A 21267-nucleotide genomic window follows, 5' to 3' on the forward strand; every position below is an offset into this window, starting at 1 on the left:
TCTAATTATTTACCAACTTTAAGGATAGCTAAGAATGCATCCTGAGGTACTTCAACGTTACCTAGTTGCTTCATTCGCTTTTTACCTTCTTTTTGTTTTTGTAGCAGTTTCTTCTTACGGCTCACGTCACCACCGTAACATTTCGCGATTACGTTTTTACGTAATTGCTTAACGGTTGTACGAGCAATAACATGCTGACCAATTGCCGCTTGAATCGCAATATCAAACTGCTGACGTGGAATTAAATCTTTCAGTGCTTCAGCTAACTGACGTCCACGTGATTGAGCGATATCACGGTGTACGATAATCGCTAACGCATCAACACGCTCACCATTAATAAGTACATCAACACGTACCATGTCTGAAGCTTGGAAATGCTTAAAGTTATAATCAAGCGATGCAAAACCACGGCTTGTTGATTTTAACTTATCGAAGAAGTCCATGACTACTTCAGCCATCGGTAATTCGTATGTCACCGCAACTTGCTTACCATGGTAGCTCATTTTAGTTTGTAGACCACGTTTTTCAACACAAAGTGTAATTACGTTACCTAAAAACTCTTGTGGAACTAATATGTTAGCTTCAACGATTGGCTCACGGATTTCAATAATGTTGTTTACCGGTGGTAAGTCAGACGGGTTATCAATCTGTTTAGTTCCGTCTTTTGTTTCTACTTCGTAGATTACTGTTGGCGCAGTGGTAATAAGATCAATGTCGTATTCACGCTCAAGACGCTCTTGGATGATTTCCATGTGTAGCATACCTAAGAAGCCACAACGGAAACCAAAGCCTAGTGCTGTAGAGTTTTCTGGCTCAAAGAATAACGACGCATCGTTCAAGCTTAATTTATCAAGCGCATCACGGAAAGACTCATAGTCATCTGATGAAATAGGGAACATACCTGCATAAACCTGCGGCTTAATGCGTTGGAAGCCAGGTAAACGCTCAGGAGCAGAATTACGTTGTAAAGTGATGGTATCACCTACTGGTGCACCATGGATTTCTTTAATACCCGCAATAACAAAGCCTACTTCACCGGTTTTTAGGATACCCGTGTTAGTTTGTTTTGGTGTGAAAATACCCACTTTATCTGCGATATGAACCTGATCATTCGACATGATCTTAATTTTATCACCCGAGCGTAATTCACCATGCTTGATACGCACAAGTGATACAACGCCTTGGTATGGGTCAAACCATGAGTCAATAATAAGCGCTTGTAGTGGCTTATCTTTGTCACCTTCTGGTGGCGGGATATCTTTAACAATGATTTCAAGTACGTCTTCGATACCAATACCGGTTTTCGCACTACATTGCACAGCATCTAGGGCATCAATACCAATGATATCTTCAATTTCTTCAGCTACACGAAGTGGATCGGCTTGTGGTAAGTCGATTTTGTTTAGAACAGGAATAACTTCTAAATCCATTTCGATTGCTGTGTAGCAGTTAGCCAAAGTTTGAGCTTCAACACCTTGACCCGCATCAACAACTAAAAGTGCACCTTCACAGGCTGCAAGTGAACGAGAAACTTCGTAAGTGAAGTCAACGTGTCCTGGCGTGTCGATAAAGTTTAACTGGTATGTTTCGCCATCTTTCGCTTTATAATTTAGCGTTACACTTTGCGCTTTGATGGTAATACCACGCTCACGCTCAATGTCCATTGAGTCTAACACCTGCTGCTGCATTTCACGGTCTGTTAAACCACCACAGACTTGGATAAGACGGTCAGAGAGAGTCGATTTACCATGGTCAATATGGGCGATGATCGAAAAATTACGGATATGCTTCATAAACTGGATTCTAAACTTCTATATAAAATGGACTAAGTGTATAAAGCGACAATTTTACATTTAATTGGCTTTAATCACCATCTATTTGAGTGAAAGGAATAGTAATTGGGTGAATTTTTATTACTTTAATATCATGTTTAAGGCTCTTAACCCTTGATTTTGCTATTGCATAGCCTGTTAAACCGCCGATCACAGCCGCTAAAATTTGCCAGCCTTCGGTTAGCGAAAATGCCGCAAATGCGATTAAAGCAAAACCCAAACTGAATAACAGCGGCAACATGTAAACAGCCATAGCATGTTTGACCAAATGGCTATCATCAAGTACCAAGGTTACTTTTTGACCTACTTGTAGCTCTGTATCAAAGGTATAAGGGAAGGTTTTTTTGGCTGTGCCAAACAGTTTGGCAAAAACTTGCGAACCACAGCGACCATTACAGCCGGCACAGGCCTGCTTTTGTTCGGCTTCTAAATTCGCTGTCGTGCCTTTAACCGACACGACAGTGAGTGTTTGTTCAATCATGATTTAAAGAGGTCGCGCTACCGACTCAGCTATAGCTTTGGCTGTCATAGCAGGGATATTACCAACAACCGATACATCAAAGCTACCACCATTGTGCACATACACCGTTGTTGCACCCGATGATAACGCGCCACTTGCACGTTTACCTGGTAGTGGTCTTTGAATAAAAACAGACACTTCAACAAACCCATCTGAATATAAATAATAGTCAGCAAGTTCATTGTTTAGGTCGAGTTTATGGCGGTCTGATTTTAACAGTTTGAAGCCATCAGGGAGCCAGCCAATTTTCCAATCATTTGCTGCGCCGTCGCTATCACTGGCAATATCATTGGTTGAAAGCACCGCAGGAAACTCACGGTTTTGCATCTCAACTAACATCGGCGCAGGTTGCTCGGTAACGCTAATATGAGTTAGCTGTAATTGCTCTAGCATCTCACCTTTGTGATTTACATAGGCTGATTTAAGTAACAACGAAGACTCAGTATCGAGCCAAATCCAATAGTTGTACTTGTATTCATCTTTAGATTCGATACGCACTAACTGTGCAGAGCGCCCTGCAATACGACCTTTTCCACCCAGTACAAAATCATAATGGGCACTTAATCTATCGATATCTTTAAAAAGTACTTCAGGAATAGGTCCGGCAATAGAATCTGTTTTAACTGAGTAAGGCTCTGAATGCGGTTCAAAATAAGTAACTTGATCATCAACGCGAACCATTTCAAGACCAGCACCATTTAGTAAACTTAAATGTTCTAGCTCAATATCATCCTGTTTTGCATGTAGCCAGCGGTACGGCTCCATCGCTTGGCCTTTTACAACCACAAACGATGCGTCAAAATTGCGAGTATGAACGGCCGTAGCCATATCATGTAATAATGTTTTGGCGGGATTTTCGTCGCTGGCAATGGCAGGGGCCGTTAATACCAGCGACAAAATAAAAGTAAAAACTTTCATTTAATTAGTTTTTTTCCTCTTCTGCATTATCTGCAGTTTGCGATTCTTCTAGCGAATATGCAACACGCGCTTGACGTTGGTGTTCAAGAACTAACGCACCAATACGTTGCTGTTGTAATTCACGTAAACCTTGCTGAGCGTTTTCTAATGCAGGTTGCTCAGATGAGTAACTTACAGGAGAAGCCATACCGGTTAACGGCACTGTTTGTAAGGTTGGAATGTCATTTTGTGGCGCTTCGGTGTTTTGTGGCAAAGTTTGTACGCCCACAATCGCAAACATAGCAACGCTTGCAGCAATGGCCACTTGGGCAAATGGACGACGCCAATTAAATGCTACCACGTTATCTGTGCCTGTTGCCGCCACGATTTCTTCGCTTTTTGGTGCCGTTGTTTTATTCGCGAAATCAGCGTAAACAGGTTCTTGCTCAAGTGCTTCAGCCACTGCATCTGCAATGTCAAAGTTAAAAGCGTTATTATTTGCCTCAGCACGCATTACATCACCAATCATTGCGTAACGACCAAATGTAGACACATCGTCGTTTGTGATCGCTTGATCAGTTAACTGCTGCTCGCCGTCAAGTAACGCGGATAACTGCTCATTATCCAACTTGTTAACGTCTGCTTTTGTCATACTAAGACTCACCTATTAATGGATTCAATTTATTATCAATCGCCTCACGGGCACGGAAAATACGTGAACGCACCGTTCCCACAGGGCAATCCATAACCACGGCTATTTCTTCATAGCTCATACCTTCAATTTCACGAAGGGTAATCGCGGTTTTTAGATCTTCAGGCAAACTATCAATCGTATTAAAAATTACAGCACGTACTTCGTCACTTAATAACAGGTTTTCTGGCGATGCGTTTGAACGCATTGCATCTGCACTGTCATAAAATTCTGCTTCTTCAGCATCAACATCGTTAGCTGGGGGCTTACGGCCCTGCGCAACTAAGTAATTTTTAGCACAATTTACGGCGATACGGTATAACCAAGTATAAAAGGCGCTATCCCCTCTAAAGTTAGGCAATGCACGGTAGGCTTTAATAAAGGCTTCTTGTGCGACATCAGCAACATCACCTTGGTTTGATACATAACGTGAAATCAAACCTGCAATTTTATTCTGATATTTTCTAACTAATAGGTTGAAGGCGTTTTTATCTCCTTGCTGGACCCTTTTAACTAGCGCTAAATCCAAATCCTGCTCGCTCATTCGAGCCGGTACTCCTCTGTTTGATTCTTGCTTGCTATTCATATACTCGCCATTGTTTACACAAACTCTGACTGCACCATGAATATAAAAGTTCAGTTTAAAATGATTTTTTTATAAAATAGCACGCAAATAAATTGAGTCATACCAATCTTATTACACGACAATCCTAATAACTGCTGAAAAATCAACGGTTATCTCAATACAGCGTCAGTAAACTTCACAGCTCAAAACAGCTCACAATAAACTGTTTATGTGACGATAAAACTAATAAGATTGGTATAACGTATTAAAATGACTAATAGTGTTAAAGCAAATATGGTACATATACGTATACCACATAAAAATTTATTTGCTCAAACTTTTGGCACTACTAGCCGAGCATTGTAACCGCAAAGACCACAGACATGAACCAAAATAAACATCACATTACTGATGTCGCTATCATTGGCAGCGGCGCCGCAGGCCTTTCTCTTGCTTTATCGCTTGCTAACCATTGTAAAGTGACGGTCCTTAGTAAAGGCGCATTAACCGAAGGTTCTACCTTATATGCTCAAGGTGGTATTGCAGCAGTATTTGATAAAAAGAATGACAGCATTGAATCGCATGTTGAAGATACACTCGATGCTGGTGGTGGCTTGTGTGACCGTGATGCGGTTCACTACACAGCGAGCAATGCTAAAAAATGTTTAAAGTGGCTGATTGAGCAAGGTGTGCCTTTTGATATGGAATTTGATTCAAAAGGTAAAGAGCGTTTTCATTTAACTCGCGAAGGTGGCCATAGTCATCGCCGTATTTTGCATGCTGCCGATGCAACTGGCCGAGCTGTGCAAACAACTTTAATTAGCCAAGTGCAAGCACACCCTAATATCACCCTATTAGAAAACTATAATGCGATTGATTTGATCAGCGATAAAAGCCTAGGTAAAAAAGGCAAACACATTCATGGTTTATATGTGTGGAACTGTGTTGACAAAAAAGTTGAAACTATCGCTGCCAAGTTTGTATCACTTGCAACGGGTGGCGCAAGCAAGGTGTACTTATATACCTCTAACCCTGATGTATCGAGTGGTGATGGTATTGCAATGGCATGGCGTGCAGGGTGCCGTGTTGCCAATATGGAATTTAACCAATTCCACCCGACGAGTTTATATCACCCAGAGCTGCAAAACTTTTTGATCACAGAAGCAATGCGCGGTGAAGGTGCGTATTTAAAACGCCCTGATGGCACTCGCTTTATGAAAGACTTTGATGAGCGCGAAGAGCTTGCTCCACGCGATATCGTTGCTCGCGCTATCGATTTTGAAATGAAACGCCTTGGTGCTAACTGCGTGTATCTGGATATTAGCCATAAAGATAAAGATTTTATCATTGAGCACTTCCCGACTATTTACGCCAAATGTTTAAGTGTTGGCCTCGACATTACGAAAGAAGCCATTCCTGTGGTGCCGGCTGCACACTATACCTGTGGCGGTGTTATGACTGACTTTAACGGCCGTACAGATTTAGACAACCTTTATGCGGTTGGCGAAGTGGCTTACACAGGTTTACATGGCGCAAATCGTATGGCGAGTAATTCGTTACTCGAATGTATCGTGTTTGCCCATGCCGCAGCGAAAGATATTTTAAGCAAAATCGATGCAAGCCCAGCTCTTGAAGCTCTGCCGCAGTGGGATGAAAGCCGCGTAACGAACTCAGACGAAGAAATCGTTATTACTCACAACTGGCATGAATTAAGACTATTTATGTGGGATTACGTGGGTATTGTGCGCTCAACAAAACGCTTAGAGCGTGCACTTCACCGCGTTGAATTACTGCAGCAAGAAATTCACGACTATTACGCGAACTTTAGAGTGACAAATAACTTATTAGAACTTCGAAACCTAGTACAGGTTGCAGAGCTGATTATTCGCAGTGCCCTTGAGCGTAAGGAAAGCCGTGGTCTTCATTACACGATTGATTACCCTGAGCAAAACGAAAACCCAACGCCGACAATATTAACCCCTAATTCGGTTGCTGCACTGCAATAATCGCGCGCTTTAAACGCGAATAACTCACTTCATCAACACTGGCTGCGCTTATAATCAGCCAGTGTGATTGATAAAACCCAGCTAACCTCAGCACAACAAAATTAGCAAACACATAACTTTTAGCCGTTATCTGGCCTTGCATGTTAATTGTGTCGCTTGCAAACCTAAGATCCGTTTGCTCTAAGATGACAACACCCTTTTCAGGTTGTGACTGTTGGACTTTTTTGAAGCTAATAACGGCGATGATAAGACAGCATAAACATGCCAACAGCTGAGCGATAATATGCTGATAAGCAAAACATAAAATGATGGCTATCAAGCAAAAAAAGACCACAAAGGGTTTGTGGTCTGGGGTATTATTTGTAACGGTAAATCTATACACGAACTCGGTCTAAAATTAACGAGACCATACCGTTAAGTTCAGGGTCTTTACACTCTTCGTGGCCCATAAACCAAGCGAATAAATCAGGATCATCGCTTTCAAGTAAGCGTTGAAATACTGCTTGTTGCTCTTTTGTTAGTGAGTCAAACGCTTCTTCAACGAATGGCATAAATAAAACATCAAGTTCTAACATACCGCGACGGCATGCCCAACGAATACGTTCTTTACTGTGAATTTCAGTCATTTTAAACCTCGTACTTATTTGTCTGCAGTTTACCAAATTGCCATCGAATAAACAGCTATTTAAATTGCTACCCTAACTAAGTTATCATTAGCGCTCATTCATATCGTAAAGAAGGTTTTTATGTCGACTGTTTACGCATGTCCTTTATCTCATTCACTTATCAGCCTAACAGGCAAAGATAAGTTGTCTTACCTTCACGGACAAATTACTCAAGATATCAACAAACTAAATAATGAAAACTTCCTATGGGCTGGTCACTGTAATGCAAAAGGCAAGCTTTGGGGTGTGTTTAGATTGTTTTCATATCTTGATAGCTATTACCTTGCAGGTTCAAAACCTGAAGTTGAGCAATCACTAGTCGAGTTAAAAAAATATGCGGTATTTTCGCAAGTAGAAATTCAGCAATGCGAAAATCAGCTAATTGGCTTATTAGGCGATGACCTAACAGCGACTTTAGACGCCTTAGCAATTAAATTTGACGATGAGCACAGCGCTGTCGATTTTGCTGGCGGTAAAGCGTTAAAGCTAGCTGATAACCGCGTATTACTTATGGTAAATGATGAGTTTAGTTTGCCTGATAACGTTACAGCCCTTGATGATGACGCGCTATGGCAACAGGCTGCTATTGCAGCAGGTGAGCCATCGTTAAATAGTGACGCAGTTGGCGAGTACGTGCCGCAAATGGTTAACTTGCAAGCGCTCGGTGGTATCAGCTTTAGAAAAGGCTGCTACACAGGGCAAGAAACTGTCGCCCGCATGAAATACTTAGGCAAAAATAAACGCGCTATGTATATCGTATCTGGTAAAGCAGATGGTTTACTTGATGAGCTTGAACTCGAAACTCAACTAGGCGAAAACTGGCGCCGTGCTGGCAAGCTTATCAGCCAAAGTTATAATCAACAGACGCAAACTTTAATGGGTCTGATTGTGCTCCCAAACGACAATGAAGCTGGTCAGATTTTACGAGTTAAACACCTCCCTCAGGTAGAGTTATCAATTCAAGCTCTGCCTTACTCTCTCGAAGATGAATAAATAGGAATGACTATGATCGTAGCAGCAAACAAAGTGGTAAAAATGCATTATTCAGTATTGGATAATAACAAAAATACCATCGACAATTCTTTCGATGGTGAGCCACTGGTGTTTATCGTTGGCACGGGTTACTTAATTCCAGGCCTCGAAAATGCGCTATTAGGTAAAGAAGCGGGTGATACATTCAGCGTTACTGTTGAACCAGAGCAAGGCTATGGTGAGCGCCATGATGATCTAATGCAAGCCGTACCAAAATCAATGTTTGAAGGTATGGAAATTGAAGTGGGTATGCAGTTCCGCGCTACGACAGATGACGGTGATCAATCAGTGATGATCATCGAAATTCAAGACGAAGACGTTATTGTAGATGGTAACCACCCTCTTTCAGGTATTACCCTACATTTTGATGTTGAAGTGCTAGAAGTGCGTGATGCAACTGAAGAAGAATTAGCACATGGTCATGTGCACGGTGAAGGTGGTTGTGGTCACAGCCACTAAACCATGACTATAAAAAAAGCGCCATTGGCGCTTTTTTTATATCTCAGTGCTTATTCAGCTGCTTTCTGTGCATCCAGTGCTGGCTCTGGTTCAGCAATATGCTCTCTAAGCGCAGCCAGTAAACCTTCTTGGTCGTTGGTTCCTAAACGGTAGTGTGTACCGTCTTTCATTGCCAGTTCGACTGCACTGAACCCTGAAACACTATAAACCCACCCATCATGCGTAATGCGCAGGCCTACACCATGACGAAATGAGTTACTTACCGCTCGAACAGACTCAATCTCATCAAAGCTAACGGTTTTACCAAACACACCTGGCCCAAATGCCCAACTTACCGTTTTATCACTTACTTTTATTGTTAAGCCATGGAACAAAAAGCCCACCAGCACTAGAATTGCGCTAAACACCATAAGAGGTATATCGGCGCCAATTAAATTCCAAGCTAAGGCAATAAAAGCGCCTATCCAGCCTAAGATTACAAAGATAAAAATAGCGTACTGCTTATGTTGATACATACGAAGAGATTCTCTTAAAAGCTATAAACAAAGGTCGCACTCAGCTCAGAATCGTATTTGAGCTTATCTTCCTCTGGTTTTGAGTTATAGCGATACATATAGGTAAATTTGAGTGATACATCACCCATAATTTTGCTGATCAATGACGTTTCTGATTTTAAACGCGAGTTTAATCCCGATAACGATTGTTCATAACTCACATCTTGATTAAAGCGAGTACGAGTGGAGACTGTCCGTTCCCACTGCAGCGCTAAACGAAGCAGGTAACCTGTTTTTGTTTCATCTTCTTCAGTGGCTGTATCTTGATCCGCCACTGAGCGATATAAACCCGGCCCCACATCGATATCGACTTTATTTTTACTGCCTTGGTAAATACGGTTACCGTAACCCGTCGCTATGGTGCTCTTAAACTCAAGACCACTAAATTTATCTCGCTCGTAGTCACCATAAATGAAAAATGACTCACTTTTTACATTTAGCTTATAGTTACCTTGGCCTGACACGAAAATACGATCAGCAGAAACTTCTTCATCGCCGGTTTCTTCGTTGCGGTCACGTTTATATAAGGTATCGAGCTTAAATTGGTTACGCCATTTTTCAAAATCTTGATAAAGGTTACCTTTGAGTTTGAAGCTGGTTGAGTTGGTATTGCCACGGCTTACCATAAAACCAAACTCCATATCTCCGTATAGCAATTCGCCTTTATGGATTTGATGGATCTCTTCTTCTGATAGCTGCCCGTATTCGTGAAAGTCTTCAAACGGATCAACAGCAAAAGCCTGCCCACTGCTAACAAGCAAGGCGGCCAAAAAAATTCGTTTTATGGTCTTAAAACTAGAGTCAAACATTGGCTGGAGAGTTATTCGCTATCTTTCCAAAGAATGTGGCAAAACGGTGCATCTTTGTCTCGGCTAATTAAAATTTTCGCAAACAAAATATCTTGATTGTCGAATTCAAGTCCTACTAAGACTTGCACAAATAGCTCAGGTTCAATTTCTAATGCGACAAAATCTTGCCACTGATCGTCAGGCTCACTTTCTTCAATAAAACCTAGCTCTTCTCTGTGCTCGTTAAAATCAGCAATATCTTGCTCGCTTAAGTTATCAGGTGCTAACTCTAAAAAGATATCATACGCCTGATGTGTTACTTCTTCTTCACTGTATAAGCGTGGACCAGCCATTCCTTAAACCTCTGCACATGTGTGTCACTTTTGAATCTGGCTATGATAACAAACCTGTTTTGATTTTTACCAAAAAAAAAGCCAGGTTACCCTGACTTTTTTGTAATTTATAAGACTTTTTACTCTGTGGTTGCTGTGCCTTTTATTTTTTCGCGCATTGATTGCACGAGCGTATAAAATAGCGGAACAAGCAAAGTACCAAAAATGGTTGCCGCTAACATCCCAAATAACACGGTAATACCGAGCGATATACGACTACCCGCCCCTGCGCCACTTGCAAACACCAGCGGTAATACGCCAAGCACAAACGACAGTGCCGTCATCAATACCGCTCTAAATCGTAATTTTGCCGCGTTGAGGGCCGCTTCAAAAATACCTTTCCCTGCCGCGCGCTCTTCCATAGCAAATTCAACAATCAAGATAGCAGTTTTAGTGGAAAGGCCAATCAGTAGCACTAAACCAACCTGTGCATAGATGTTGTTTTCCATACCAATCACATACAACGCAAGCATGGCACCAAATAACGCCAGCGGCACTGCTGCAATGACCGAGAACGGAATTGTCCAGCTTTCGTATTGCGCTACTAAGAATAGATACACAAACACCACCGCTAAACCAAATAAGATTGGCGCCATGTTACCCGCTTCAATCTCCTGTTTAGACTGCCCAGCCCACTCATACACGTAGCCTGTTGGTAATTGCTCGGCCAACTCTTGCATCGCTTTAATCGCATCACCACTGGCATAACCCGCTGCCGGTTGTCCGCTAATGCTTGCACTGCGGTATAAGTTAAAGTGCGTTAAGCTTGTAGGACCTAGGATTGGCTCAAGTTTAGCTAATGTAGTGAGCGGCACCATTGCCCCTTCATCATTACGTACATAGTAGTACTGTAAATCTGCTGGGTTTTGACGAAAACGGCTTTCTGCCTGCATGATAACGCGGTAAGTACGGCTGAACTGGTTAAAGTCATTAATGTATAACGAGCCGAGTTGCGCCTGTAAGGTTAAGAAAATATCGCTAAGCGCCACCCCTTGAGCCTTTGCTTTATTGCGATCAATTTCAAGGAAATACTGCGGCACATTCGCTCTAAATGTACTGTAAACATTTGAAAGCTCTGGACGCTGGTTTGCTTCATAAATTAAGCCATTTAATACTTGAGCAAGCTCAGCAGGCTCACGCCCTTCACTGTCTTGTAATCTAAACTCAAAACCAGCACTGTTACCAAGCCCCGGAATTGCAGGCGGATTAAAGGCCATGATTTGCGCATCTGGCATTGCCCAAAACTGCCCCATTAAACGGGTTAATACAGCACGTAAACCAAGCTCAGGGCTGGTTCGCTCTTCCCAATCTTTGAGTACCACGATACCAAGCGCATTATTAGAACCCGCACCGCCGAGTAATGAGAAACCAGAAACCGCAATAAAATCGGTTGCCGCTGGTTCATTTTTAACAATATCCCCCAGCTTGTGCATCACTTCTTGGGTACGACCGCTTGCTGCGGCATCAGGTAATTGCACATCAACAAAAAGAAAGCCTTGGTCTTCTGCTGGTACAAAGCCTGTAGGCACTGTTTTTACTAGCCACCCTGCAGCAGCAAAAATAACCACCGCAAACAGTGCCATTCTCGCTGTACGTTTGAGGATAAAGTTAATAACTTTACTGTAACCATTGGTTGAGCGGGTAATGATGTTTTCAAACGGGGCTAACCACTTAATCGGCTTCATGGCCTTTTCGCTTAACAATAAAGCACACAATGCAGGGCTTAATGTCAGTGCGTTTAAAGATGAAATGAGTACCGCAAAAGAAATCGTCACCGAGAATTGCTTATAAAGCTCCCCGGTTATTCCCGGCATAAAGCCTACTGGCACAAACACCGCAAGCAATACTAAGGTCGTTGCCACTATTGGCCCCGATACCTGCTCCATCGCTTTGGTAACCGCTTCTTTAATTGGTAGCTTTTCTTCTTTTAGTATTCTTTCAACGTTTTCAATAACAATAATGGCATCATCTACTACGATACCTATTGCAAGCACTAAACCGAACAAGGTGATTAAGTTGATGGAGTAGTCCATCATCATCATAAACGCGAAAGTCCCCACCAAAGATACCGGAATAGCCACCGTTGGAATGAGCGTAGCGCGCCAATTTTGTAAGAATAAAAATACCACTAAAATAACCAAGCCCACCGCTTGGACAAGGGTGACAACCACTTCATCAATCGAGCGATTAATGAACTCTGTCGTGTCATAAGGAATTGAGTACTCAACACCATCAGGTAACTGTTTAGCCAGCTCTGCCATACGTGCTTTTACATCGTTGGCAACTTGCGTCGCATTCGCTTCTGTTAGCTGATAAATAACTATAAATGCAGTGTCTTGCTGGTTTAACTTTGCTGTTGTGCTGTAGCTTGCTGCACCTAATTCAATACGGGCAATATCGTGCAGGCGCACAAAGTTACCATCTTTACTCGAGCGAATAATAGTTTGACCAAACTCTTCAGGGGTTTTTAAGCGCCCTTTTGCCTGAATCGAATATTCAAATTGCTGGCTCGGTGCTGAGGGGGCAGCCCCCAGCTTACCTGCTGCTACGATAGTATTTTGCTCTTGTAGCGCGGCTTGAACCTCTGACACAGTTAAACCCAGTGATGCCATTCGATCTGGGCGTAACCACAAGCGCATTGAATAGGTTTGCTCCCCCATTACCTCAGCAGATGCAACTCCATTTATACGGCCAAGAGGCTCGGTTAAGTAGTTGGTTGAATAGTTGCTTAAGAAAATAGCGTCGATATTTTCTTGGTTAGAGTACAAGTTGATACCAAGTAGCATCGAGCTCGATTTTTTCTTAACCGACACACCTTGGCGCTTAACCTCCTCAGGTAAGCCTGCTTCAGCAAGTGCCACACGGTTTTGTACGTTAACTTGGGCAATATCTGTATCTGTGCCGACCTTAAAATACACAGTTATGTTGGCCGTGCCGTTATTCGACGATGTTGATTCGATATACATCATATCTTCAACACCATTAACCTGCTCTTCAATGGGCCGGATCACCGACTCTTCAACTATTTGCGCACTTGCACCTGGGTAACTGGCACTAATTTGAACTTGCGGAGGGGTAATTTGCGGGTACATATTCACTGGCAGTAAAGCCATTGAAATTAAACCCGCAATGGTAATAACAATCGAAATTACTAAGGCAAATTTTGGGCGAGATATAAAAGTTTTACTGATCATATCTCACTCCTAAGAGTTAGCTTTGCTAGAAATAGTGCCGGTTGTTTCATCGACATTTTTTTCAACAGCTTTCACTTCAGCGCCTTGGCGAACTTTTTGTAAACCTTCAATAATGACTTTTTCACCAGCCTCTAAGCCTGACTCAACCACCCACATCGCATTAATACGACGACCAAGTTTAACAATCCGCATAGCCACTTTGTTTTCGTCATCAACAACGAGCACAAACTTACCTTGCTGGTTTTCTTGTACCGCTACTTGAGGAATGAGTGCCAAGTCTTGTTTATTGGTGCTTTCAACGATCAAGGTGACAAATAAGCCCGGCATGACAATGCCATCTGGGTTATCGAATGCAGCTCTAAGTTCAACCGTGCCTGTATTACGGTTAATTTTGGTATCAGCAAAATCAAGTACGCCTTTATCAGCGAAAGTCGAGTTGTTCGGTAAGCGTAAAGTTAAATCAATAGGCACATCACGAGGGTCTTTATCTGACGGTGCTTGATGATTTTGGCGATAAGAGATGTAGTCAGCTTCTTCAACCTGAAAGCTCACATAAATTGGGTCGACATCGGTCAGCTCTGCTAGTTCATTGGATGATGGGCCGACAATATTTCCCACGTCATAGTTTACTTTACCTATGCGCCCTGCAAACGGCGCTCGAATTTCGGTATACCCTAAATTGAGTTTCGCTTTTTCAAGCTCAGCCTCTGCGGCTTTTACCGCTGCAGTGGTTTGCTCAAAATTAGTGGTTAGTTTATCGAGGTCTGATTGCGAAATAAAACCTTGCGCTGCCACATCTTTACCACGCTTTAAATCACGTTCAGCGGCGCCTGCTGCGGCAATTTTACTTTTTAAATCAGCTTCAGCTTCTGACACAGTCGAGCGGTACTCAGATGGGTCAATACGCAGTAAGAGCTGATCTTTTTCAACCGATGAGCCTTCATTAAAGTGGCGTTCAATGAGTTCACCCTCAACACGGGCTCTAATCGCAACCTCTTGGAATGCTTCAGTGCGAGCAACAAATTCTCGGTAATTACCAACTTCTTGTGTGACGACATTAAATACTGATACAGCCGGTGGCGGCGTAGCTTGTTGTTGTGCTTTATCATCTGAACAGCCAACCAATGTGGTTGTTAATGCTACAGAAATTGCAGCAAAAGCCAAAGAACGAGATGATTGTTTTGTTATGCGAGCTGTTTTGCGCATCAGCATATATTTACTCCTTGTAGCGCGACTTAAAGCTAAGTCTAGTCGTGTCATGGGATTTTGCGAAAGTATCTAACTAATCACAAAATCAAACTAGCGATGAACTAGCATCTTTGTTTTAAAAATATACACCAATTTGTAACTAAATATATGACAAGGTTACCCATTTTTGGAAAATATAATGATTCCTTGCGACACATCAGCAATTCTTTACTTAGTTGTAATTAACTCGTAAGCTCTAGCAAACAGGTCAGAGGAGTTACCATGATAAAACTAGAAATAAAACAACAAGTCGCATGGGTTAGCCTTGCTCGTCCAGAGAAACAAAATGCGCTCAGTTTTGCCATGTTTGTCGAGCTTTCAAACGTAATCAAAAAAATTAAACGCGATCGCAGCTTACGTGCGGTGGTTATCTCTGGCGAAGGCGAACACTTTTGCTCTGGACTGGATGTTGCTGCGGTAATGAAAAAGCCAAGCAATATCATCAAGCTTTTATTCAAGTGGTTACCAGGAAACCAAAACTTAGCGCAAAAAGTAGTGCTAGGTTGGCAAGACTTAAGTATTCCGGTGATTGCAAAAGTAACCGGACACTGCTTTGGTGGCGGTATGCAAATCGCACTCGGTGCTGATTACCGCATCGTCGATAAAAACGCTAAATTAGCGATCATGGAAGCGCGTTGGGGCTTGTGTCCTGATATGGGAGCTAACGTGGTGCTTGCTGGCTTAATGAAGCGTGACCAAGCACTTTGGTTGGCAAGTCATGCAGGGCCGGTCTCGGCTGAAGACGCAAAAGAGTATGGCTTAGTTACACAACTCACTGATGACGTTGATAAACAAACCGATGCTGTACTAGAAACCCTCATGGCGCGCTCGCCGGATACCCTTGCTGCAATTAAACGAATTACTCAGCAAAGCTACCGTTCACAGCAACGCAAGATTCTCGCTAAAGAAACCTGGAGTCAAATTCGCTTACTGATGAATCCAAATACTAAAAAAGCGATTGCAAAGGCGAAAGGCGCAGAGGATATTCAGTTTAATAATGCCAAATCATGGTAAGCTAAAGTCGCATAGTACAACTGACAAGGGTATGATGTAGTTGTACTTTATTCGCAATTATCCTGACTTATGAAATACCTTATCAGTAGTGTCATTATTCTTACCTGCTTAGCCGTTGCCAAGTTTTTAACGGCTTTGCTTGAAAGCTCTTTCCCTGCCCCGTTACTCGGTATGGTGTTACTGCTCATGCTACTATTAACGGGCCTCGTAAAAGAACAACATTTAAAACCAACAGCCAGCCCTTTACTTAATTACATGCCGTTGTTCTTCATCCCTGCTGGGGTTGGCATTATTGAGCACCTAGGTTTAATTTCGCAGAACTGGCCTTTATTACTGACTATTTTTATTGTCGTGCCACTGACCAGTGTTTTACTCATAGGCACTGTTATCACCTATTTTAAGGGCCGTGAAAATGACAGTTAGTTTATGGTGGCTCAGCGTCCCGTGCATTATTGTACTTTTCTTAGTTCTGCGGTTTTTAAACGCGAAAACCCAGCACGCTACGGCTAAAGCGCTTAGTAATCCTGTGTGCTGGGCAATTGTGTTAACTGCAGCGTTGTTAGTGGCGCTTAAGCTCCCCTATGAGCCTTTTGCCGAGCACAGTAAAGTTTTAAGCTGGTTACTTGAGCCTGCCATTGTGGCATTGGCTTTACCGCTTTATCAGCAATTTATCCATGTCAAAAAGAACCTGCTACTAATCCTTATAAGTTGTAGTTTAGGGGTGATGAATGCCACCTTAGTCGCCTCGCTAATATGTTATTTTTTTGCAGCCCCTGCACAGCTAAGCGCATCTTTAGCAAGTTTGTCTGTCACTACCCCCATCACCTTGTTAGTAACAGAGTCGCTAGGCGGCATACCTTCTTTAGCAGCAGCCATGGTGATTTTTATTGGCGTACTTGGGGCTATATTTGGTAATTTGATTTTCTCGCTTATCAATATCCGCAATGCACAAGCAAAAGGTGTTGCCATTGGTACCGCTTGTCATGCCATTGGCACAGCATCATTAATTAGCGATCAGCCAAAAGCCGGTGCCTTTGCCTCTGTGGCGATGGCATTAAGTGCGCTACTCAGCGCGATAATAGTGCCGATACTTTATCCTGTTATTCAGCATGTTCTGGTATAGTCAGAATTCGCAGTAACCTTGTTAGGAAAACACATGATTGACTCAGAAATTCAGCAAGTCGAAAAATACTACAATCTGATTATGGAATATTTGGTCACCTACAGTATGCAAATTTTAGGTGCCATCTTAATTCTATTTATTGGTTTATGGATTGCGCAAAAAGTATCGAATATGGTTGCAGGTCTCATGCAGCGTCACAATATCGATATTACCCTCACCAACTTTGTCAGTAATGTCATCAAAGTATTGCTGATCATTATGTTCTTGGTTATTGCCCTTGGCAAAATTGGCATTAGCGTTACCCCATTTGTCGCTGCCATTGGTGCTGCATCACTCGGTGCTGGTTTAGCAATGCAAGGCATGCTTTCAAACTACGGTGCGGGCCTTGCTATCATTGCAACAAGGCCATTTGTTGTTGGCGATACTATTGAAGTAAAAGGCGTGAGTGGGCAAGTTAAAACCATTGAGCTTGGTCACACAATTCTGATTAACGAAGAAAAAGTCGAAATCACCATTCCTAACAAACATATTGTTGGTGAGATTTTACATAACTCGTTTAGCTATTCATTAGTTAAAGGTGAAATAGACATCGCCTATGATGCCAATGCAGACCTCGCTATTGAGCTTATCGAAAAAGTGTTAGACGAGCATGAACTAGTTAGTGACTCTCCTCATGCACAAGTCGGTATTGAGCGCTTTGCTGAAAGCGGTGTTACCTTGAGCTATCGCTTTTGGGTGCCAACCACCAAAATTATTGAGACCAAATTAGCAGTGAACCGCAATGTATTTAAAGCAATTCAAGGAGCGGATATCGAAATTCCTTTCCCACAACGAATTGTTACCCTCAATCAAACTAATGATAAAGGCGCTTAAAGCGCCTTTTTTGCAGCTCGTCGACAGAGATTGTGTTTGTTCAAAAGATTGTAGTACAATTTAAATGATAACAATTACTATCATCAATTAACGTCGGACTATTTTTACCATGAGTAAACGTCTTTGGTTCCAACTGCATGGTTGGTTTTCGCTCCCAGTATGGGTGCTATTTTGCTTTATCTGCGTCACAGGTACTGTATCTGTTATAAGCCATGAGCTTACTTGGCTGACCAACAGTGAAGCACGCGCAAACAACCCGAATGATTTACCAGCCCTTGGTGTTGATCAAGTTATTAATAGCGTTGAAAAAGCCTACCCGACTGCCGATGTAATGAGTGTACTCACTTATGAGCCTTACTTGGTTAATGCGGTTATTTTCACTGATACCGACAAACCTTACGCTGTGGCTTACGTCAATCAATACACAGGCGAAGTACAAGCGGTTAATGACACTATCTCATTCATTGAGTTTATGCGTACCCTACACGGCTGGCTATTCTTCCCTTGGCAAGAAGGTTACAGCGTAGGTTACTACCTCGTCAGCGCTATGGCTTTTGTTATTTTAGGTGCACTAGTAACAGGCTTAGTGATTTATAAAAACTTTTGGCGCGCATTTAGTCAGCCGAAACTACGTTTTAACCAAGGTAAAAAAACCTTTCTAAAAGATTTACATACCCTAAGTGGTGTTTGGTCAATTTGGTTTATGGCAGTAATGGCACTTACAGGTCTGTGGTATTTGGTGCAAGCCATCATGTGGCATAACGAAATAGACATTGAAGAGCACGCACCGCTCGTGGCAGTGTCAACTTTACCTGCGGATAAACAAACACCGCCAACCGACTTAAAAGCGGCACTGGCTATTACCAAAGAGAAATACCCAGATTTCAAACCTAGCTATGTGATGCTGCCAGAGCATAACCGCGGCATGTTTAATATCATGGGCAGTGGCGATACTATTTTCTACGATAACTACGCTTACTCAACTTCAATCAATCCTTGGACAGGTGAAATTGCAGCAAGCAAGAGCCCAGAAACCATGTCGGGACTACTTACCCTTTCGCATATCGCCGATCCGCTGCATTACGGTAATATTGGCGGTCTGTGGACAAAAGTTATTTGGTTTATCTTTGGTTTGATTTTAAGTGGTATGTCGATCACTGGTTTTATGATGTACGCCGCAAAATTAGTAAATAACAAACCTGTAAAAGCGCGCCAAGCTGCGCCAGTGAATAACGTTCAGGAGGCAAACTAATGGCTCGTTTACAAGCAACTTGGTGGCAACGTAAAAAGTATGTTTTACATGCTGTGGTACTGGCTTTGCCTGTGTGGTTTATTTATCAGTCATTAAACCCTCAGTTTCCTGCTCTTTGGCAAGAACAACAAGCGGGCGAATTTAAAATCGCTCCAATGCCACTTAATGAAGACGCCCCGTATTCACACCACAATGAGTATGTTAAAGATTTCTTTATCGCCTTTAATCAAGGTGACATAAGCAATGTTCGTCAGGCGTATTTAAATATTGGCCAAGCACCTTTACCACTGACTGAGTTTGCTAAAGATGAAGAAGGCATAATGCATGGCACCAATCATGGCCAGCATGCCCACGCGATAGCCCCTGAAACCATCTCAGCTGATGATAAATTGTGGATCACCATCCAAACTTGGCAAGGCCAACTTCATACACTCAAATGGGATATTCCCAGCCAGTTTATTACTCAATAACATCCGAAAGCCACTCACTGAGTGGCTTTTTTGTATCTCAGCTAAATACTAAAGTCCCTTTCAAAATAGTTAAAGGTAAAATTTTTGTTAATTATTTTTACCGATCACCTTTACAAAAGTAATAATATAATAAAGTATTATAAATAGTTTTCATTTGCAGCAATCCTCTTAATAGAGATGGTGTTGATCAAAACTCATCCATGGAGCAAAACACACAAGGAAAGCTCAATAACAATGATTTGGAGACACAATGATACTTTCAAAAAAAGCGCTAGCTGCGCTCAGCTTGGCAACAACCCTCATACTGCCCAGTGCTTATGCGATTGACAATGGCGTATACACCATTAAATCAAAGTACAGTGCCAAGTTTGTTGAAGTAGCCAGCGCGCAAACCAACGACGGTGCGAATGTTAGTCAGTGGGCTGACACTAATCACGACACCCAGCGCTGGTTAATCACCAACATAGGTGGCAGCAACTATTCGGTTATTAACTTAAATAGTGGTAAAGCCCTAGAGGTGTTTGACTTCTCGACCGCCGATGGCGGCAATGTGGTGCAATATGAGTACGCTAATCTTGCCAGCCAACACTGGCAAATTAATGAGGAAGGTAGCGGCTATTACAGCTTTATTAACGATCACAGTGGTAAGGCTCTTGACCTATATGCTTTTGATGGCAACGATGGCGCAAATATTAGCCAGTGGAGCTACAACGGCAGCGATGCGCAGCAATGGCAGCTAACTAAGCTTGCTAATGTTGAATCAACCCCTTGGGATCCATCAACGAGCAATGGCGCTGCAAACCACTGGCCACTAACAGGTAGTTTAGTCACTCACGATCCAACCCTTGGCTATGAAAATGGCACTTGGTGGGTTTTTCAAACAGGACCTGGTATTTACGGAAAATATTCAAGCAACGGTGTTGATTGGAATGATGCCCTACCAATTTTTTCAAATGGTTTAAGCTGGTGGAGTAACTATGTGCCAGATCATGATGGAATTGATGTCTGGGCGCCTGAATTAAAAAGCTACAACGGCCGCAGCTGGCTCTATTATGCTATTTCGACCTTTGGTTCACGTGTCAGTGCTATTGGCCTTACCTCAGCAAGCAGTGTAGCAACCGGTGATTGGCGTGATGATGGTTTAGTCATTAACACGACTAATAGCAATGATTACAACGCTATTGACCCTGATCTTGTGGTGGCAAAAGATGGTGCACCTTGGCTTGCCTTTGGCTCATGGAATTCGGGTATTAAACTAACGCGAATTAACCCTATGACCATGAAACCATTTGGCCAAATCTACTCTTTAGCAAGTCGCTCAGGTGGTATCGAAGCACCTACCATCGTGTATCGCCAAGGTTACTACTATTTGTTTGTGTCGGTTGGCAAATGCTGCGACGGCACGAATAGCACTTACCGCATTGCGTACGGCCGCTCTAGTGACATCCGCGGTCCATACCTAGATAAAAATGGCACCGACATGCTAGCTAGCGGCGGTAGCATTCTTGATGCGGGTAATAGCCAATGGGTAGGTCCAGGTGGACAAGACATTTTAAATACCGATGTGATTGTTCGTCATGCCTATGATGCAGGTGATAATGGCACCCCTAAATTGCTCATCAGCACCCTGAATTGGGATGCGAACGGCTGGCCTAAATACTAGTTCTCCCCACTAAGCGCGTGCAAACGCGC

General features: G+C 42.6%; 22 protein-coding genes. 10 read left to right on the forward strand and 12 right to left on the reverse strand.

What is annotated here, in order from left to right:
• Positions 1 to 5 precede the first annotated feature (5 nt).
• The 5 genes from lepA to rpoE all read right to left on the reverse strand — a co-directional run bounded on the left by lepA (position 6) and on the right by rpoE (position 4484).
• Positions 6 to 1793 (reverse strand): translation elongation factor 4, encoded by a 1788-nt coding sequence (gene lepA, locus CWC28_RS19435; protein ID WP_063706453.1) that lies wholly within the window; start codon positions 1791 to 1793, stop codon positions 6 to 8.
• A 70-nt stretch (positions 1794 to 1863) separates the two neighbouring features.
• Entirely contained in the window at positions 1864 to 2313 is a 450-nt protein-coding gene (locus CWC28_RS19440) for a SoxR reducing system RseC family protein (RefSeq protein ID WP_063706451.1), read from the reverse strand.
• A gap of 3 nt (positions 2314 to 2316) precedes the next feature.
• On the reverse strand, positions 2317 to 3270 hold the full coding sequence (locus CWC28_RS19445) for a MucB/RseB C-terminal domain-containing protein (protein WP_063706449.1): 954 nt from the start codon (positions 3268 to 3270) through the stop codon (positions 2317 to 2319).
• Between the two features lie 4 nt (positions 3271 to 3274).
• Positions 3275 to 3901, reverse strand: coding sequence for a sigma-E factor negative regulatory protein (locus tag CWC28_RS19450; protein WP_063706447.1), 627 nt, complete (start codon positions 3899 to 3901; stop codon positions 3275 to 3277).
• Between the two features lies 1 nt (position 3902).
• Entirely contained in the window at positions 3903 to 4484 is a 582-nt protein-coding gene (gene rpoE, locus CWC28_RS19455) for an RNA polymerase sigma factor RpoE (protein ID WP_036969086.1), read from the reverse strand.
• A gap of 404 nt (positions 4485 to 4888) precedes the next feature.
• On the opposite strand from rpoE, the gene nadB reads away from it, so the two are divergent.
• A complete protein-coding gene (gene nadB, locus CWC28_RS19460) occupies positions 4889 to 6511 on the forward strand; it encodes an L-aspartate oxidase (protein WP_063706445.1) in 1623 nt (540 codons plus the stop codon).
• On the opposite strand, the gene CWC28_RS19465 is transcribed toward nadB, so the two are convergent.
• Entirely contained in the window at positions 6486 to 6830 is a 345-nt protein-coding gene (locus tag CWC28_RS19465) for a hypothetical protein (RefSeq protein ID WP_063707192.1), read from the reverse strand. The genes nadB and CWC28_RS19465 overlap by 26 nt on opposite strands.
• 55 nt (positions 6831 to 6885) lie before the next feature.
• Positions 6886 to 7137 (reverse strand): FAD assembly factor SdhE, encoded by a 252-nt coding sequence (locus CWC28_RS19470; RefSeq protein ID WP_063706443.1) that lies wholly within the window; start codon positions 7135 to 7137, stop codon positions 6886 to 6888.
• Positions 7138 to 7257: 120 nt separating this feature from the next.
• On the opposite strand from CWC28_RS19470, the gene ygfZ reads away from it, so the two are divergent.
• Both ygfZ and CWC28_RS19480 read left to right on the forward strand, forming a co-directional pair.
• Complete coding sequence (gene ygfZ / locus CWC28_RS19475) at positions 7258 to 8169, forward strand: tRNA-modifying protein YgfZ (protein WP_063706441.1); 912 nt, start codon at positions 7258 to 7260, stop codon at positions 8167 to 8169.
• Between the two features lie 12 nt (positions 8170 to 8181).
• Positions 8182 to 8667: an FKBP-type peptidyl-prolyl cis-trans isomerase gene (locus CWC28_RS19480; RefSeq protein ID WP_063706439.1), complete on the forward strand. Its 486-nt coding sequence runs from the start codon at positions 8182 to 8184 to the stop codon at positions 8665 to 8667.
• Positions 8668 to 8717: 50 nt separating this feature from the next.
• Here the strand turns inward: CWC28_RS19480 and CWC28_RS19485 are convergent, their stop codons facing one another.
• The 5 genes from CWC28_RS19485 to CWC28_RS19505 all read right to left on the reverse strand — a co-directional run bounded on the left by CWC28_RS19485 (position 8718) and on the right by CWC28_RS19505 (position 14807).
• Positions 8718 to 9182, reverse strand: a complete 465-nt coding sequence (locus tag CWC28_RS19485) for a hypothetical protein (RefSeq protein ID WP_063706437.1) — start codon at positions 9180 to 9182, stop codon at positions 8718 to 8720.
• Positions 9183 to 9196: 14 nt separating this feature from the next.
• Positions 9197 to 10030 carry a DUF481 domain-containing protein gene (locus tag CWC28_RS19490; RefSeq protein ID WP_105175279.1) on the reverse strand — a complete coding sequence of 278 codons (834 nt, stop codon included), beginning with the start codon at positions 10028 to 10030 and terminating at the stop codon, positions 9197 to 9199.
• 11 nt (positions 10031 to 10041) lie between these two features.
• A complete protein-coding gene (locus CWC28_RS19495; RefSeq protein WP_063706435.1) occupies positions 10042 to 10362 on the reverse strand; it encodes an HI1450 family dsDNA-mimic protein in 321 nt (106 codons plus the stop codon).
• Between the two features lie 119 nt (positions 10363 to 10481).
• Positions 10482 to 13595 (reverse strand): efflux RND transporter permease subunit, encoded by a 3114-nt coding sequence (locus CWC28_RS19500; RefSeq protein WP_063706433.1) that lies wholly within the window; start codon positions 13593 to 13595, stop codon positions 10482 to 10484.
• A 9-nt stretch (positions 13596 to 13604) separates the two neighbouring features.
• Positions 13605 to 14807, reverse strand: coding sequence for an efflux RND transporter periplasmic adaptor subunit (locus tag CWC28_RS19505; protein ID WP_240494387.1), 1203 nt, complete (start codon positions 14805 to 14807; stop codon positions 13605 to 13607).
• 258 nt (positions 14808 to 15065) lie between these two features.
• On the opposite strand from CWC28_RS19505, the gene CWC28_RS19510 reads away from it, so the two are divergent.
• From CWC28_RS19510 to CWC28_RS19540, 7 genes are all read left to right on the forward strand, one after another.
• Positions 15066 to 15857, forward strand: a complete 792-nt coding sequence (locus tag CWC28_RS19510; RefSeq protein WP_063706431.1) for a crotonase/enoyl-CoA hydratase family protein — start codon at positions 15066 to 15068, stop codon at positions 15855 to 15857.
• 69 nt (positions 15858 to 15926) lie between these two features.
• The gene (locus CWC28_RS19515) at positions 15927 to 16280 is read left to right on the forward strand and encodes a CidA/LrgA family protein (RefSeq protein WP_063706430.1); all 354 of its coding nucleotides are present in this window, start codon (positions 15927 to 15929) and stop codon (positions 16278 to 16280) included.
• A complete protein-coding gene (locus CWC28_RS19520) occupies positions 16270 to 16980 on the forward strand; it encodes an LrgB family protein (RefSeq protein ID WP_063706428.1) in 711 nt (236 codons plus the stop codon). The genes CWC28_RS19515 and CWC28_RS19520 overlap by 11 nt, the downstream gene beginning before the upstream one ends.
• Positions 16981 to 17013: 33 nt before the next feature.
• Positions 17014 to 17853, forward strand: coding sequence for a mechanosensitive ion channel family protein (locus CWC28_RS19525; protein WP_054562265.1), 840 nt, complete (start codon positions 17014 to 17016; stop codon positions 17851 to 17853).
• A 100-nt stretch (positions 17854 to 17953) separates the two neighbouring features.
• Complete coding sequence (locus tag CWC28_RS19530) at positions 17954 to 19105, forward strand: PepSY-associated TM helix domain-containing protein (protein ID WP_105175283.1); 1152 nt, start codon at positions 17954 to 17956, stop codon at positions 19103 to 19105.
• Entirely contained in the window at positions 19105 to 19575 is a 471-nt protein-coding gene (locus tag CWC28_RS19535) for a PA2404 family protein (protein WP_063706377.1), read from the forward strand. Before CWC28_RS19530 ends, CWC28_RS19535 begins: the two co-directional genes overlap by 1 nt.
• 250 nt (positions 19576 to 19825) lie before the next feature.
• Positions 19826 to 21238 carry a family 43 glycosylhydrolase gene (locus CWC28_RS19540; protein ID WP_063706374.1) on the forward strand — a complete coding sequence of 471 codons (1413 nt, stop codon included), beginning with the start codon at positions 19826 to 19828 and terminating at the stop codon, positions 21236 to 21238.
• The last annotated feature ends 29 nt before the right edge of the window (positions 21239 to 21267 follow it).

It is taken from the genome of Pseudoalteromonas sp. S4492, from assembly GCF_005886115.1.
GTDB classification, from domain to species: Bacteria; Pseudomonadota; Gammaproteobacteria; order Enterobacterales; family Alteromonadaceae; genus Pseudoalteromonas; species Pseudoalteromonas gelatinilytica.